The sequence below is a fragment of the Kitasatospora sp. NPDC048298 genome, assembly GCF_043201465.1.
Lineage (GTDB): Bacteria > Actinomycetota > Actinomycetes > Streptomycetales > Streptomycetaceae > Kitasatospora.
Map to the genome: position 1 here is coordinate 60466 of NZ_JBICYZ010000024.1, position 15365 is coordinate 75830.

The window sequence follows — 15365 nt, forward strand, 5'->3', positions numbered from 1 at the left end:
ACGTCGGTCGGTGGTCAACGGGTTCAGTGCGCGGCGAGAATCGTCACCACGAGCTGCCGCTCATCCCCCGGCCGCCGTGCCCCCCTCCGTGCGGCGCGGCGAGCCCCAGCACCCGTACTGAACCCTCGCAACCGGTCGGAGCCTCCCGTGATCCCGTCGGGTCCCTCGCCCATGCCCGAACCCCCCGCGTCCGAAAGCCCCACGCCCGAACGCCGAGCCCAGCAGCTCGTCCAGGCCGCCCTCGACGGCGGCGGCGACTGCGTCGACGTCCTGTCCCCGCCGCCGGGGGCCGATCCCGAGGACTGCCTCTACGTCCTCCTGCACGTGCGGGGCGCGGCCACCGTACGGCGCGGGGGTGTCAGCACGGTGCTGACGCCCGGGGACCTGCTGATCGGCACCGCCGTGCACCCGGTGGGTCTGCTGCAGGACGCGCAGTGCCTGATGGTGCGCTTCCGCGTCCCGTGCTTCTACCTGGGCGTGCGGCAGGCCGACGTCCGGCGTGCGGGCGGGCTGGTGGCGCGGGGGAGCGAGGGCGTCGGCTCGCTCGCCTCGCAGCTGCTGCGGACGCTCGTCGTCCAGTCCCGGGCGCACCGGGCCCGGCCGGGCAACCACCTGGCGCGCAGTGTCTCCGACATCGTGGCGGTTCTGGTGGCGGAGCTGCTGGAGCGGGAGGCGCCGGACCAGCCGGGCGGCGCGGCCGAACTGCTGGCACGGATCCGGGCCCACATCGAGGAGAACCTCGCGGATCCGGATCTGGCGCCGGAGTCGATCGCCCGCTCGCAGCACATCTCGGTGCGGTACCTGCACAAGCTGTTCCAGCAGGACGGGACGACGGTGGGCCAGTTCGTGCGGCAGCGCCGACTGGACGCCTGCCGCCGGGAGTTGGAACGGCCGTCGCGCCGACAGAGCAGCGTCTCCGCCGTCGCACACCGGTGGGGTTTCGTCAGCCACTCCCACTTCAGCCGGACGTTCCGCGACGCCTATGGCGTCTCGCCGCGTGAATGGCAGGCCTACGCCACCCAGAACGACAGTCGCACTCCGGCCTCCTGACCCCCTGCGCCACGACTCCTCCGCCACCCGCCGAAAGGCCGCCATGCCCTCCACCCGGCCCACCGTCGTGCTCGTCCACGACGGCTGCTCCGACGCGACCACCTGGTTCGGCGTCGTCGCCGAACTCCACCGCCGCGGACTGACGGTCCTCGCCGTCGCGAACCCGCTGCGGGGCCTCGCCCATGACGCCGCCTACCTGGCCGACGTCGTCGCGGGCATCGATGGCCCCGTCGTCCTGGTCGGCCACTCCTACGGGGGCGCCGTGATCACCGAGGCCGGGGCCGCCCCCAACGTCCTCGCGCTGGTCTACGTGGCCGCCTACCTCCCCGACGTGGGGGAGAGCCACGAAGCGCTCGCCGGCCGCTTCGCTCCCGCGCCGCTCATCCCCCGGCTGCGGCGCACCGAGTCCACCACCGGCGGCACCGGCCGTCCGACGGAGCTCACCGTGCCCGCGGAGTGTTTCCGGCCGCTGGTCGCCGCCGACCTCGACGCGGAGCTGGCGCAGGTGCTGGCCGCGATCCAACGCCCCGTGGCCGAGCGGGTGTTGACCGACGCGCCGACGGTGGCGGCCTGGCGCGCGAAGCCCTCGTGGGCCCTGGTGACGGGCGCCGACCAGGCGCTCGCGCCGGACGTCCAGCGCTTCACGGCCGAGCGCGCCGGCGCCATCGTGCTCGAACTGCCCGACGCCTCCCACTCCGTGGCCGTCTCCCGGCCGAGCACGGTCGCGGAGTTCATCCACGAGGCGGCCGGATCGGCTTCCGTACGGCCGGCGGCGGCCTCCGTTCGGTAGCGGTAGCGGCGGCGGTGGTCCGCGGAGCCGGATGCGCAGATGCGCCTGCGCCGACGGGCGGCCGGGCGACGAGGTGCCCGGCCGCCCGTGGGTGAGCGCGTCCTGCCGGTCAGCGCTCGGTGTGGATCTCCGCGACGTAACCGCCGGGGAAGCGCACCATCGCGCTGTCCCGGCCGCCCGCGTGGACCGGTCCGGACAGCACCGTGGCGCCGGCGGCCTTCGCCTTGTCCAGGGTGGCGCCGAGGTCCGACACCCCGTAGCCGGTCAGCTCCTTGCCGAACGGGTAGGGCAGGTGGCCGTCGGTCACCGCGACCGTGGTGGTGCCGAAGCCGGAGGTGAGCCGGATGAGCCGGTACGTCGTGCCGGGCAGACCGAGGGCGGCGCCGTCGGCCTTCCGGTCGTCGGAGACGATCCGGCCCTGGGTGAAGGCGAGGTAGCTGTGCAGGAAGTCGCCGACGGCGTCCGGCGACAGGTAGAGCCGGTTCTCCGGCACGCTGGCCAGCGGCGGGTACGACGTCGGGCCGGTGTGCACGTAGAGCTGGGCGCTGATCCCGCCGGGGAACTGGACGACGGCGTCCCGGCCGATCGGGTCGGCGAACGGCGCCACGGTGACGGTCGCGCCGTCGGCGCGGGCGGCCTTGACCGCCTGGTCGAGGTCGGTCACCAGCCAGCCGGTGCGCTCGGTGCCGAAGGGGTACGGGATGGGCGTGGTGTAGTCGAACACCGACAGCGTGCCGACCGGGGAGACCACCAGCTCGGAGAGCGTCCGGCTCGGCGCCGGGGTCACCTGGGTGGAGACCGGTCCGATCGTGGTGCCGCCGAAGGTCGACGTCCAGCTGGTCACGAAGGCCTGCTCGGTGCCGGGCTCGACGTAGACGTGGGTGGTGTCGTACTGCGGGCCGACGGCGAACTGGCGGTGCTGCCCGCCCGACGCGCTCGCCGCGGTGCTCTGGGACGCGCTCTGGGGTGCGCCCTGGGCCGCCGAGACGGCGGGGGCGGCCGTGACGGCGGCGGCGAGCGCCGCCACCAGCGGAACGATGCGGCGGGCCGAACGAAGCTTCACGGGATCCTCCTGTCGTGGAGCGCGCCCGGTGCCCGTTCGAACGGACACCGGGCGCGGGTGTGCGGTGGTCGGTACCGCCGTCACCGTGGGCCTGGGACGGCGACGGCGGTACCGACGTCTGTGCGGACGGCCGCGGTCGGGTGGGGCGGCCGTCCGGGCTACTTGGCGAGGAAGGCGAGCAGCGCGGCGTTGACTTCCTCGGCGTGGGTCCAGAGCAGGCCGTGCGGGGCGCCCTCGATCTCGACGTAGTCCGCGGCGGGCAGGGCCTTGTGGAAGGGGCGCGCGGTGTTCTCGATCGGCAGGGTGCGGTCGCCGGTGCCGTGCAGGATGAGGGCCGGCACGTCGATGCGGGCGATGTCGGCGCGGAAGTCGGTGTACCAGGTGGTCGGCGCGGCCGAGGCGGCGAAGGCGCCGCCCGAGGTGGCGACGTTCCAGCTGTTGCGGACGGCCTCCTCGCTGATCCGGGTGCCGAGGTTCTCGTCCAGGTTGTAGAAGTCGTTGAAGAAGTCGGTGTAGAAGGCGAAGCGGTCGGCCTTCACCGCGGCGACGATGCCGTCGAAGAACTCCTTCGGGGCGGCGCCGTCCGGGTTGTCGTCGGTCTTCAGCAGGAACGGCTCCAGGGAGGCCAGGAAGGCGACCTTGGCGACGCGGGCCGAGCTGTACTCGGACACGTAGCGGGCGACCTCGCCGGTGCCCATGGAGAAACCGACCAGGACGGCGTCGCGGACGTCGAGGGTCTCCAGCACGGTGTTCAGGTCCGCGGCGAAGGTGTCGTAGTCGTAGCCGGTGGTCGGGTGCGAGGACCGGCCGAAGCCGCGGCGGTCGTAGGTGATGACCCGGTAGCCGGCGTCCAGCAGGGCCGCGCTCTGGCGCTCCCAGGAGTCGCCGTTCAGCGGGAAGCCGTGGATCAGCACGACCGGCTGGCCGGTGCCGTGGTCCTCGTAGTAGACGTCGATGGAGGTGGAGTTCTCCTGGCCAACGGTGATGTACGGCATGGGGTTTCCCTTTCCTAGCGCAGCGGGGGGCTGCAACGGGACCCACGCTAGGCGCCGCCGGATCCGGCCGGTTGCCTGTGAGAGCACCCCGAGTCGTCCCAGAGCGCCGAGCCGGGGCGGGAGTTGACGGCAGCGGCCCGAACTGCCCTTCGGTGCACGGACCGACTGCAGGCAGTGCGTCGTCGGAACAGGCCGCGGCGGCCGCGTTCCTAGCCTGAGGGGCACAGAAGCACGTGACACGAGGGCCTCGGTGAGGCCTCAGTGAGGACGCATACATGACGACGAACGACATGCCCACCGTCGTGCTGGTGCACGGCGCCTTCGCCGACGCCTCCAGCTTCGCCCGGGTGATCCCGGAGCTGCTGGGCGACGGACTGAAGGTCGTGGCGCCGGCGGTGCCCAACCGCAGCCTGATCGGGGACTCCGCCTACATCGCGTCGGTGGTCCGGCGGATTCCCGGGCCGGTCGTGCTGGTCGGCCACTCCTACGGCGGCGCGGTGATCACCGTGGCGGGCGCCGAGGAGAACGTCAAGGGCCTGGTGTACCTGGCGGGTTACGCGCTGGAGGAGGGCGAGAGCCTGGGCAGGCTGCAGGGCGGCTTCCCCGAGTCCGAGCTCGCCACCGCCCTGGTGTACACCCCCTTCCCGCTGGCGGACGGGGACGAGGGCACCGACGTCTCGGTGGAGGCCGACCGCCTTCCGGAGATCTTCGCGGCCGACGTCGACCCCGCCCTCGGCCGGGTCCTCGCCGTCACCCAGCGTCCGCTCGCCGCGGCGGCGTTCAGCGAGTCGGCGCCCACCGCCGCGTGGCGCGACAAGCCGTCCTGGGGGATCGTCGCCAGTGCCGACCGGACCCTCAACCCCGAGGTCCAGCGGTTCGGTTACCAGCGCGCCGGCGCGACCACCGTCGAGGTGGACTCCTCGCACCTGGTGATGCTCTCCCACCCCGGATGCGTCGCCGACGTGATCCGCGAGGCCGTCCGGTCCGTGGCCAACTGACCACCCCCGCAAGCACAGAACCCAGGAGCACCATGACCAACCAGCAGCCGCGCCTCCACCAGCACGGTCCCGAGATCCAGGAGTTCGGCACCGTCACCCAGCTGCCGATCGCGCTCTCCCACGACGCCCGGCAGTACTCGTGCCAGCGGCTCAACCGGGTCCTCGCGGACACCCAGTTCCTGTACGCGCTGTACAAGAAGTACCACTGGGGCATGCGCGGACCGACGGCCTACCAGCTGCACCTGCTGTTCGACAAGCACGCCCAGGAGCAGCTGGACCTGGTCGACGCGCTCGCCGAGCGGGTGCAGAGCCTCGGCGGCGTCGCCGTGGGCGACCCCCGGCACGCCGCCGAGATCACGGGCGTGCCGCGCCCGCCGGACGGCATCGAGGGCGTGCACTCGATGCTCTCCCGCCTGCTCGACGCCCACGAGAGCATCCTCGCCGACGTCCGCGACGCCGCCACCCGCACCGCGGAGCTCGGCGACGACGGCACCCAGGACCTCCTGGTGTCCCAGATCATCCGCACCGGCGAGACCCAGGTCTGGTTCCTCGCCGAGCACCTGGTCGTCACTCCCGGTACCGGGGAGTGACCGCGGGCCGGGCCTGTTCGTCGGCAGGCCCGGCTCCGCTCAGTGTCGGGCCCGTTCGTCGGCGGGCCCGGCACTTTTCTCGTTTCCGCTCATCGTCCTCGGAGGTACCCGTGCCCGGCCGCCATCCGTTCCCCGGTCACGGCCCCGCCGCGGCCGGGGACTGCGCCACGCCCGTACTGAACGCGCGACTCAACATCGGGGAGGGGAAGTTCATCGACCTGCCGGTGCGTTTCGTGTACCGCGCGCGGGCGCCGTTCTCCGTGGTCATGGAGTTCCCCGGCTCCGACCCGGCGGTCGGGACGTGGGAGTTCGCCCGCGACCTGCTGTGGAAGGGCCTGCACCGGCCGGCCGGGATGGGCGACGTGCGGTTCGCCCCGCCGTGCCGCTGCCACGGCCGCCGGCTGCTGCGGATCACGCTCAGGGGGGACGACGGCACCGCCTCGATCGACGTCCCGGTCGAGCCGGTGCACAGCTGGCTGCACGAGCGGAGCTTCGCCCTCGTGCCGCGCGGCGGCGAGGCCCAACTGATCGACTGGGACGCCGAACTGGGCAGGCTGGCCGGTGGCCGCTGAACCGGCGCCCCGGGCACGGCTCGCACGAACTGTCGACCGACATGCGCGAATCGGCTGTGCCCGTACCGGAATTCCGGTACGGGCACAGCCGATTCGCGTTCCTTCAGCGGAGCCGGGGCGCCGTGCGGGGCGTCCGCTACAGGGTCCGGCGCACGCCCGCCTGCTGCTCCAGCCGGTTCAGCTGGCCGGCCAGCCCCGCGTGCATGGCGTCCCGCACGGGGCCGCTGCGCCCGATCCACAGGACCTCCCGGCCCCGCAGCTCCTCCAGCATCAGGGCGTAGGCCGCGTACATCGCGACGGCCGCGAGGAGCATGCCGAGCGCGCCGGCGACGTACCCCAGCCAGTGCTCGCCCGAGACGCCGTAGAGGCCGGCGACGAGGTAGCGCGGCACGGCGATCATCAGGAGCACCCACAGCACCCTCTTCGGCCTCGCCACCGAGGCCATCAGGGCCGCGAAGACGGTGAACACCAGGTTCATCACGCCCAGGACCCGGGCGCCGCCGGGGGCGTCCGACGCCGTGACCAGGCCGTTGGCCAGCCAGGCACCGGCGAACCCGCCCATCAGCGTCGCCGCGATGACGTCGCGGGCACCGAACGCGAGGATGCTGACCAGCAGTTGGAGGACGAACGCGGAGAACAGCGTGAGCGCCACGGCCTGCCGGTACGCGCCGTCGACCAGGCCGAGCTGCAGGCTGCTGGCCACCGTCGAGGAGATGGCCACCGTGAAGAAGCCCAGGGGCATCGGCGAGGCGATGGGCCGCAGGGTGAGCCGTGTCATGGCGTGCAGGTCCGGCTCGTGGCCGGGGCCCGCCGCCCGCTCCGCGCCCGTGGGCGCCCCGCTCCCGGCCTCCGTCGGGCCCGGCGCGCGTACGTGCGCCTCTTCCGTCGTCGTTGTCGTCATCATCTCGCTCCCTGCTCTCGGTACTTCGGGTACTTCGGGTACTTCGCATGTATGCCGATGTATGCCGACGGGCTCGGGCTCCGGGTGGTCTTCCCACCCGGGGCCCGAGCCCGTTCGGTGTCGGCTGCCTGGCTGCGGTGCCGACCGGGGTCAGTCGCGGTGCAGGGCGAGCCGGGTCGCCAGTCCGCCGCCCACGCCGGCGACGACGGCGGCGGGCAGGCACCACAGGGGCCAGTCGGCGAGGCCGAGCGCCCCGTCGACGGACCACTGTCCGGGGCCGGTGGCGGTGAGTGCCGCGCCGGCGGTGATCAGGACGAACGGGAACTCGTACCCGTCGTGCTGGACCCACAGGCCGTGCGGCCACTTGACCGTCAGGGCGACGGTCATCACCCCCATGACGCCCGCGCCCGCCAGCGGGGTGAGCAGACCGGCGGCGAGCATCAGCCCGGCGCCGATCTGGGTGCCGCCGGCGGCCACCGCGGTGAGCTTGCCACCGCGGAAGCCGTCGCCCCGGAACTCGGCGCTACCGCCGTCGAGTCCGCCGCCACCGAGGTGGAAGCTGACCTTCTGGACGCCGTGGCCCGCGATGAGCAGACCGACGACCAGGCGCAGCAGGAGTAGACCCGTGTTCATGTCGGACTCCGTCGGATCGATGGGGTCCGTCAGCCGGCGGCGTGCGGGTTGATCATGGACTGGGCGTAGACCAGGCCCATGCCGTAGGCGCCGCCGTGCTCCTTGACGAGCTCGGTGACCGCGACGTAGGTCTCGGTGCGGGCCCAGTCGCGCTGGAGCTCCAGGAGGACCTGGATCCAGGTGACGGGGACGGCGCCGGCGGCGGTCATCCGCTGCAGGGCGTGCTCGTGGGCCAGCGGGCTGACACCGCCGGAGGCGTCGGCGACGACGTAGACCTCGTAGCCCTGGTCCAGCGCCGAGAGCGCCGGCAGGACGAGGCAGACCTCGGTCCACAGGCCGGAGAGGATGATCTTCTTACGGCCGGTGGCCTTGACGGCCTCGACCAGGGCCTCGTCCTCCCAGGCGTTCATCGTGGTGCGGTCGATGACCTCCTGGTCGGGGAAGACGGCCTTCAGCTGCGGCAGGATCGGGCCGGAGAAGGACTCGGCGGCGACGGTCGACAGGACGGTCGGGACGCCGAAGATCTTCGCGGCCTTGGCCAGGCCCTCGGTGGCGTTGATGATGGCGGTGCGGTCGCCGCTGCCGGTGCCGAAGAACATCTGCGGCTGGTGGTCCACGAACAGCATCATCGCGTTGTCCGGGGTGAGCAGGTCCGGGCTCGGGGCGGCGTGGACGTTGGCGAAGTCGACCATGGGTCTTCTCTTTCTCGTGAATGAGGGGAGCGACGCAGGAAATTGACACTGCGTCAGGCTTGGCCCGGCCGGATCGGCGGGGCTTCACGTCAACGACACTAGCCCGCGATCGGCGGGAGGTTCTGCTCGCTCTGCGCCCGGGACTGTCCCGACAACGCACCACCGACCGCACCCGCGCCCGGCCGGCCCGCGTCAGTGCGCTGCCGGGCAACCGGCCATGCGCTGCGAAGAACCTCGCCCCACCGCCGCCTGCCTACGTTCACCGGGTGGCCTCGCGCCGAATCACCCACCCAACGAAGGGGCTCCCCTTGTCCACCATGCCTGTCGCCGGCGTCCGCCCCGGCACCCCCGACGAGCCCGCCGACCTGGTCGTGCGCAACGCCAAGGTGTTCACCAACGACCCGCGCCGCCCGCAGGCCACCGCCGTGGCCATCCGGGACGGACGGATCCAGGCCGTCGGCGACGACGCGGACGTCCTCCCGCTGGTCGGCCCCGGCACCCGGGTGGTCGACGCGCTCGGCCGCCGGGCCGTCCCCGGCCTCAACGACGCGCACCTGCACGTCATCCGCGGCGGCCTCAACTACGTGATGGAGCTGCGCTGGGACGGCGTCCCCACGCTGCGCGAGGCCCTGACCATGCTCCGCCGGCAGGCCGAGCGCACCCCGCCCGGCCAGTGGGTGCGGGTGGTCGGCGGCTGGTCGGCCGACCAGTTCGCCGAGCGGCGCCTGCCCACCCTGGCCGAACTGAACGCCGCGGCCCCCGACACCCCCGTCTTCGTGCTGCACCTCTACCAGTCGGCCCTGCTCAACAAGGCCGCCCTGCGCGCCGCCGGCTTCACCCGCGACACCCCCGACCCGGTCGGCGGCCAGATCGTGCGCGGCAACGACGGCGAGCCCACCGGCCTGCTGATCGCCGCCCCCGGCGCTCTGCTGCTCTACTCCACCCTCGCCAAGGCGCCGATGCTGGACGAGGCCGACCGCATCGGCTCCACCCGGCACTTCCTGCGCGAGCTCAACCGCTTCGGCCTCACCTCCGCGATCGACGCGGCCGGCGGCTTCCAGGCCTTCCCCGAGAACTACGGCACCGTCATGGAGCTCGCCCGCCGCGGCGAGCTGAGCCTGCGCATCGCCTACCACCTCTTCCCGCAGACCGCCGGGCAGGAGCTCGACGACCTCAAGCGCTGGGTCGACACCGTCCGCCCCGGCGAGGGCGACGAGTGGCTGCGCCTCAACGGCGCCGGGGAGAACCTCACCTGGGCCGCCGCCGACTTCGAGAACTTCACCGAGCCCCGGCCGCAACTGGGCGCCTACGAGACCGAGTTCGAGAAGGCCGTCCGCCTGCTCATGGAGAACGGCTGGGGCTTCCGCCTGCACGCCACCTACGACGAGACCATCCGCCGCGACCTCGCCGTCTTCGAGAAGCTCGCCGCCGAGGGCCTCTTCCCCCAGGGCAACCGCTGGCTCTTCGACCACGCCGAGACCGTCAGCAAGGACAGCCTCGACCGGATCGCCGCCCTCGGCGGCGCCGTGTCCGTCCAGAACCGCCTCTCCTTCCAGGGCGAGGCCTTCGTCAACCGCTACGGCGCCCCCGCCGCCGCCGAGGCGCCGCCGCTGCGCGCCATGCTGGACCGCGGCCTGACCGTCGCGGCGGGCACCGACGCCACCCGGGTCTCCTCCTACAACCCGTGGGTCGCCCTGCACTGGCTGGTCTCCGGCCGGGCCGTCTCCGGCCGGCGCCTCGCGGCCGAGCACAACCGGCTCGACCGCGCCCAGGCCCTGGAGCTCTACACCCTCGGCGGCGCCCGCCTGACCGGCGAGGAGGACGTCAAGGGCCGCCTGACGGTCGGCAGTTACGCGGACCTCGCGCTGCTCAGCGCCGACTACTTCACGGTGCCCGAGGCCGACATCCCGCACATCGAGGCCGTCCTGACCGTCGTCGGCGGGCGCATCGTCCACGCCGCCCAGGAGCACGAGGGCCTGGCGCCCGAACTGCCGGAGATCTCGCCGTCCTGGAGCCCGGTCACCGAGTTCGGCGGCTACCACGCCACCCCCGCCCCCAGCCTGGCCGCCGGCGTCCGCCAGGCCGAGGGCGTGCTGGAGGCCGTGGCGGCCTCCGGCGAACAGCACGCCTGGCGCCAGGCGCGCGGCCTCGCCCTGCCCGGGCAGCCCCAGCTGCCGATGGACCCCTGCTTCTTCTGACGCACCCGCCGGTTCCGGCACGGGGCACCGCCTGCACCAGGCGGTGCCCCGCCCGCTTCCCCGCTTCCCCGCATCCCCCCACGAGGAGCCGTCGTGACCACACCCCCGCCGCCGCCGTCCGGATCGCAGATCCACGACCGCCACCCGCTGGCCCTGGCCCTGTTCGGCCTCACCCTGGTCAGCGGACTGATCGACGCCGTCAGCTACCTCGGCCTCGGCCACGTCTTCACCGCGAACATGACCGGCAACGTCGTCGTCATCGCCTTCGCCCTCGCCGGAGCACCCGGCTTCTCCGTCACCGGATCCCTGACCTCCCTCGCGGCCTTCCTGCTCGGCGCGGGCGTGGCCGGCCGCCTCGCCACCCGGCACGCCGGATCCCACCGCGCCGCACGGCTGCGCACCGCCTTCGTCCTGGAGGCCGGGCTGTACGGAGCCGCCGCGGCCGTCGCCTTCGCCCGGAGCGTCGAGGGGCCCGCGCAGTACCCGGTGATCGCCCTGCTCGCCCTGGCGATGGGCATCCGCAACGGCACCGTCCGCGGCCTCGGCGTGCCCGACCTCACCACCACCGTGCTGACCCTCACCCTGACCGGCCTGGCCGCCGACTCCCGCCTCGCCGGCGGCACCGCCCCCCGCCAGCGCCGGAAGATCCTCTCCGTCGTCACCATGCTCGCCGGCGCCGCCCCCGGCGCGGTCCTCGTCCTGCACGGCCAGATCGCCTGGGCCCTGGTCGCCAGCGCCGTCCTGGCCGGCCTCACCGTCCTGCTCTACCGCGAGTGACGATACGTCAAAAGACGTGCGGTAAGCCCATATCGGGCGTTCGCGTACAGCACCGTGGTGGTGCACACTCGGGCAAAGTCGACCCGCTCGCCACGCATACGGTCGGAACATCCCCCACCGGGGTTCCTGACGGACCGGCATCCCGGACGCGCCCCGGTGAACGAGCGAAGGAACCCGGATGCGAACAATTGCCAAGCGGCTCGTCTCACTGACGGCGACGTTGGCGATGGCCTTAGGGCTGGTCACGGTACTCAGCGGCACCGCGCAGGCCGTGCCCGAGCCGAGGATCAAAGCGGTCATCGAGTGGAACGTCTCGGAGATCACCACGGGCGGCTTCGTGCACGAGCGGGCCTACTACCACGTCATCGACCGGATCCACGCGGAGTCCTACGGCGGGGACACGCACATCGACGGCGTCCGGCAGACCCAGGACAACTCCGTGGAACTCATCCAGATCAGGGTGACCGACACGAACGGCGACTACCTGTCCTCGATCTACCTCTGGGCCCACGACCTGTACGTCGCCGGCTTCTACTCGCCCGGCCGCAACGGGCATTCGGGCATGCACTGGAGCTTCAACGACCGGACGGACGAGTTCGCGAGGGCCCTCCGCATCCCCCGCAACACCCTCCACGTCATGAACCCGACCGGGAACTACAGCACCCTCCCCGGCGGCAACGACCGCGGCGAGCTGGTCCTGAACCCCGGCCGGATCTACAACGCCATGTACCAGCTGGGAGACGTCACCCGCTACACCGATGAAGTCGGCCATAACCTGCTGATCGCCATCCAGATCTTCTCCGAGGCCGCCCGCTTCGCGGGCGTCTTCGACACCGTGCGCGGGAACATCGCCAACCCCCACCGGGACTGGGCCATCGACCACTGGGAGCCCGCCCCGCGGGGATTCGTGCGCTACTCCCTGGTCGAGAACCAGTGGGGTGCCATCAGCGACTTCGTGCGCAACGTCCGCAACTCCCCCAACCACTCGATCGAGATCATGGGGCACCACGTCACGAGCATCGTGGCCCTGCTCTACTGGCTCGGGGGCTTCGTCGAGCTCAACGGGTCGAGGGCCCGGCTCTGAGGCCTGACCCCGTCCCGGAACGACCCGGAGGGCTCCGACCGTCGCGTCGGAGCCCTCCGGGCGCGGGGCGGCCCCGGCCACCCCGGATTCCCCGGTTCCCCCCCCCGGCCACCGCGCGTCCCCCGCCACCGGCCGCGACGTTCCCGCCGCCCGGCCCGCGACCTCGGGAGCGGTTCCGGCGGGCGGTAGCCTTGGGCCCCCGGTGAGCGGATCGACCGGGTCGAGGGAGAGGCACCAGTGACGGAGGACAGGCGGTTTCCGGTCCTGGTCGGTCGGCAGCGGCAGACGGAGCTGCTGACCGCGGCACTGGTCCAGGCCGAGGACGGCGCGAGCGGCTCCACCGTCCTGCTGCGCGGCGACGCCGGTGTCGGCAAGAGCACGCTGATCGCCTGGGTGGAGCGGATGGCGCGCGAGCGCGGGTTCACCGTGCTGCGCGCGGTCGGCGCGGAGGCGGAGACGGACCTCGCCTTCGGCGCCCTCCACCAGGCCTTCTGGTCGCCGCTCCAGCGTTCCGGCACGCTGTCCGCGCACCAGCGGGAGGCCCTGGAGAGCGCGTTCGGCGTCCGCTCCGGGACCCCGAGCGGCTTCGCCGTCGGCGCCGCCGCGCTGGCCCTGCTGGAGGAGGCGGTGCGGACCGCCCCCGTACTGCTGCTCCTGGACGACCTGCACTGGATCGACTCGTCGAGCGGGACCGTCTTCGCCTTCCTGCACCGGCGGTGCGCCGAGCTGCCGGTGGCGATCGTCGGAGCCACCCGCCCGGACGGCGCGGCCGCCCAGATCTGGTCGGCCGAGGCCGTCGACGTCCCGGCCCTGCCCCCGGCGGACGCGGCCCTGCTGCTGGGCACCCGCTACCCCGAACTCGCGCCGCCCGCGCGGGAACGCGTCCTCGCCGAGGCGGCCGGGAACCCGCTGGCGCTGGTGGAACTGCCGCGCCAGCTGGCGGCCGCCCAGCAGCGGGGCGCCGCTCCGCTGCCCGAGCGGCTGCCGCTCGGGCGCAAGCTCGAGCGGATGTTCGCCGAACGGCTGGGGACGGTCACCCCGGAGGTCGGCCGGCTCCTCCTGCTCGGCGCCCTGGCCACCGGCCCGGACTCCGGCAGCGCCGAGTGGCTGCGCGCCCTCGCCGACGGGAACGCGCGGGAGATCCTGGCACGGATCGAGGAGGAGGGCCTGGCCCGCCTCGATCCGGCCGGACAGCTCGTCTTCCGGCACCCCCTGGTCCGCACCGCCGTCGTCTCCGCCGCCTCCGACACCGCGCGCCGGGAGGCGCACCGCGCCCTGTCCGACACCCTCGCACCGGAGGACCCCCGGCGGCTGGTCCACGAGGCCGCCGCCGCACTGCTGCCCGACGAGGACCTCGCCCACCGCCTCCAGGAGGCCGGCCGCGACCTCGCCGGCCGGGGCGGCGAGGCGGAGGGCGCGCTGCTGCTCGAACGCGCCGCCGCCCTCAGCCCCAGCGGGTGCGACCGCGTCCGCAGGCTCACCTGGGCCGCGGTGATGGCGGCCCGCGGCGGGCAACTGCGCCACACCGTGGCACTGGTCGAGGAACTGAGGAGCGGTACCGTCCCGCAGGACATCGACCCGCTGTTCTCCTATGCGGTGGTCTACGCCGACCAGAGCCACCACGTCGACTTCGAGTCCTCCGCCGCGCTGCTGCCCGCCGCCCTCGACACCCTGACCGCGCCGGGCGCCGACACCTTCGGCGGGCTGGTCGAACAGGTCTACTTCAAGCTCCTCCTCGCGGCCACCTACACGGACGACCCCTGGGCCTGGCGCGCCCTGGAACGGCACCGGGAGAACGTCTCCGAGGTCGGCCGGCTCTGCCTGCGCGCCTGGACCGACCCGGGCCCGGACGCCGCCGCCGCCCTGCTGGCGACGGCCGAAGGCCTGACCGGGGAGCAGGAGGCCGGCGCGGCCTGGCTCCTGCTCTGGACCTCCGCCGCGCTGGACTGGCCCGACGGCGACCTGTGGCAGCGCTTCACCGGCCTGCACGGCTACGCCACCCAGGGCTCGGTCGCCAAGGCCAGGGCCCACCAGGACTACCTGCTCGGACACTGGGACCGCGCGGCCGTCTGCCTGCGCGAGGCCGAGATCGCGGACGAACTCGGCTACCACACCAACGCCCTGATGTTCCGTCAGTACCACGCCCACTTCCTCGCCGGCCGGGGCGACGAGGCCGCCCTGCGGGAGGTCGAGCGGACCATCCGGCCGATCGCCACCCGCGCCCGGATGCGGTACGTCCTCGACCGGCTGACCCATCTGCGCGGCCTGGCCGCCCTCGCCCACCGCCGCTACGAGGAGGCGTACGGGCACTTCTCCGAGCTCACCCCGCCAGGGCGGCTGTCCGGCGGCCGGCCCTGGCACCACACGCTGGTCCTCGACCTGGTGACGGCCGCCGTGCACACCGGACGGCACGAGGAGGCCCGGGCCCACCTCGCGGCCGGAGCCGCGGCGCGCTCCGCCGAGATCTCCGCACACCACGCCTTCCTGTGCGCGGCCGCCACCGCCCTGGCCGCGGACGACGACGAGGCCGACGCCGCCTACGAGGCCGCCTACGCCGCCCCGGGCGCCGAGCAGTGGGTGTTCGACCTCGCCCGGCTGCGGCTCGCCCACGGCGCGTGGCTGCGCCGCCGCCACCGGCCCGGCGCCAGGGAGGCGCTGCGCGCGGCCCACCACGCGTTCCGCCGCCTGCGGGCCACCCCCTGGGCGGCGCAGTGCGAGGAGGAGCTCCGCGCCGCCGGGGACTCGGTGGCCCCGCCGCAGACCGGACCGGCCGCCGCGGCGTCCGAGCTGACCGGCCAGGAACTGCGGATCGCCCGGCTGGCCGCGACCGGGCTGACCAACAAGGAGATCGGCCGGCAGCTCCAGCTGTCGCCCCGCACCGTCGGGGCCCACCTCTACAAGATCTTCCCGAAGCTCGGCATCACCACGCGGGCCGCCCTCGCCCACGCCCTCGACGGGATCTGACCTGCGGCCCCGCCCGCCCGACCGGGCCGACGGGGCCGCCTCGCCGGACTCCACGAAG

Annotated in this window: 14 protein-coding genes; 9 read left to right on the forward strand and 5 right to left on the reverse strand. The window is 73.5% G+C overall.

Annotated features, from left to right (window positions below):
• The first annotated feature begins 171 nt into the window (after window positions 1-171).
• Window positions 172-1050, forward strand: a complete 879-nt coding sequence (locus tag ACGF0D_RS19335) for a helix-turn-helix domain-containing protein (protein WP_392917757.1) — start codon at window positions 172-174, stop codon at window positions 1048-1050.
• A 43-nt stretch (window positions 1051-1093) separates the two neighbouring features.
• A complete protein-coding gene (locus ACGF0D_RS19340) occupies window positions 1094-1840 on the forward strand; it encodes an alpha/beta fold hydrolase (protein ID WP_392917760.1) in 747 nt (248 codons plus the stop codon).
• Window positions 1841-1949: 109 nt separating this feature from the next.
• Here ACGF0D_RS19340 and ACGF0D_RS19345 read toward each other — a convergent pair whose 3' ends face one another.
• Together ACGF0D_RS19345 and ACGF0D_RS19350 are read right to left on the reverse strand one after the other, a co-directional pair.
• Entirely contained in the window at window positions 1950-2903 is a 954-nt protein-coding gene (locus tag ACGF0D_RS19345) for a VOC family protein (RefSeq protein WP_392875050.1), read from the reverse strand.
• Window positions 2904-3061: 158 nt separating this feature from the next.
• Window positions 3062-3898 (reverse strand): alpha/beta fold hydrolase, encoded by an 837-nt coding sequence (locus ACGF0D_RS19350; protein WP_392917763.1) that lies wholly within the window; start codon window positions 3896-3898, stop codon window positions 3062-3064.
• Between the two features lie 275 nt (window positions 3899-4173).
• Here ACGF0D_RS19350 and ACGF0D_RS19355 point away from each other — a divergent pair, with 275 nt between their 5' ends.
• The 3 genes from ACGF0D_RS19355 to ACGF0D_RS19365 all read left to right on the forward strand — a co-directional run bounded on the left by ACGF0D_RS19355 (window position 4174) and on the right by ACGF0D_RS19365 (window position 6058).
• Complete coding sequence (locus ACGF0D_RS19355; RefSeq protein WP_392917766.1) at window positions 4174-4896, forward strand: alpha/beta fold hydrolase; 723 nt, start codon at window positions 4174-4176, stop codon at window positions 4894-4896.
• A 32-nt stretch (window positions 4897-4928) separates the two neighbouring features.
• Window positions 4929-5486: a Dps family protein gene (locus tag ACGF0D_RS19360; RefSeq protein WP_392917769.1), complete on the forward strand. Its 558-nt coding sequence runs from the start codon at window positions 4929-4931 to the stop codon at window positions 5484-5486.
• 110 nt (window positions 5487-5596) lie between these two features.
• Window positions 5597-6058: an SsgA family sporulation/cell division regulator gene (locus tag ACGF0D_RS19365; protein ID WP_392875061.1), complete on the forward strand. Its 462-nt coding sequence runs from the start codon at window positions 5597-5599 to the stop codon at window positions 6056-6058.
• 136 nt (window positions 6059-6194) lie between these two features.
• Here the strand turns inward: ACGF0D_RS19365 and ACGF0D_RS19370 are convergent, their stop codons facing one another.
• The 3 genes from ACGF0D_RS19370 to ACGF0D_RS19380 form a co-directional block, all read right to left on the reverse strand.
• The gene (locus ACGF0D_RS19370; RefSeq protein ID WP_392917771.1) at window positions 6195-6962 is read right to left on the reverse strand and encodes a hypothetical protein; all 768 of its coding nucleotides are present in this window, start codon (window positions 6960-6962) and stop codon (window positions 6195-6197) included.
• Window positions 6963-7109: 147 nt separating this feature from the next.
• Window positions 7110-7592 carry a DoxX family protein gene (locus ACGF0D_RS19375; RefSeq protein ID WP_392875067.1) on the reverse strand — a complete coding sequence of 161 codons (483 nt, stop codon included), beginning with the start codon at window positions 7590-7592 and terminating at the stop codon, window positions 7110-7112.
• Between the two features lie 29 nt (window positions 7593-7621).
• Entirely contained in the window at window positions 7622-8284 is a 663-nt protein-coding gene (locus tag ACGF0D_RS19380; RefSeq protein ID WP_392875070.1) for a hydrolase, read from the reverse strand.
• Window positions 8285-8601: 317 nt separating this feature from the next.
• Between ACGF0D_RS19380 and ACGF0D_RS19385 the strand changes: the two genes are divergently transcribed.
• From ACGF0D_RS19385 to ACGF0D_RS19400, 4 genes are all read left to right on the forward strand, one after another.
• Window positions 8602-10482, forward strand: coding sequence for an amidohydrolase (locus ACGF0D_RS19385; RefSeq protein WP_392917855.1), 1881 nt, complete (start codon window positions 8602-8604; stop codon window positions 10480-10482).
• A gap of 93 nt (window positions 10483-10575) precedes the next feature.
• On the forward strand, window positions 10576-11259 hold the full coding sequence (locus ACGF0D_RS19390) for a YoaK family protein (RefSeq protein WP_392875073.1): 684 nt from the start codon (window positions 10576-10578) through the stop codon (window positions 11257-11259).
• A 178-nt stretch (window positions 11260-11437) separates the two neighbouring features.
• A complete protein-coding gene (locus tag ACGF0D_RS19395) occupies window positions 11438-12343 on the forward strand; it encodes a ribosome-inactivating family protein (RefSeq protein WP_392875076.1) in 906 nt (301 codons plus the stop codon).
• Between the two features lie 237 nt (window positions 12344-12580).
• Window positions 12581-15307, forward strand: coding sequence for an AAA family ATPase (locus ACGF0D_RS19400; protein ID WP_392917774.1), 2727 nt, complete (start codon window positions 12581-12583; stop codon window positions 15305-15307).
• The last annotated feature ends 58 nt before the right edge of the window (window positions 15308-15365 follow it).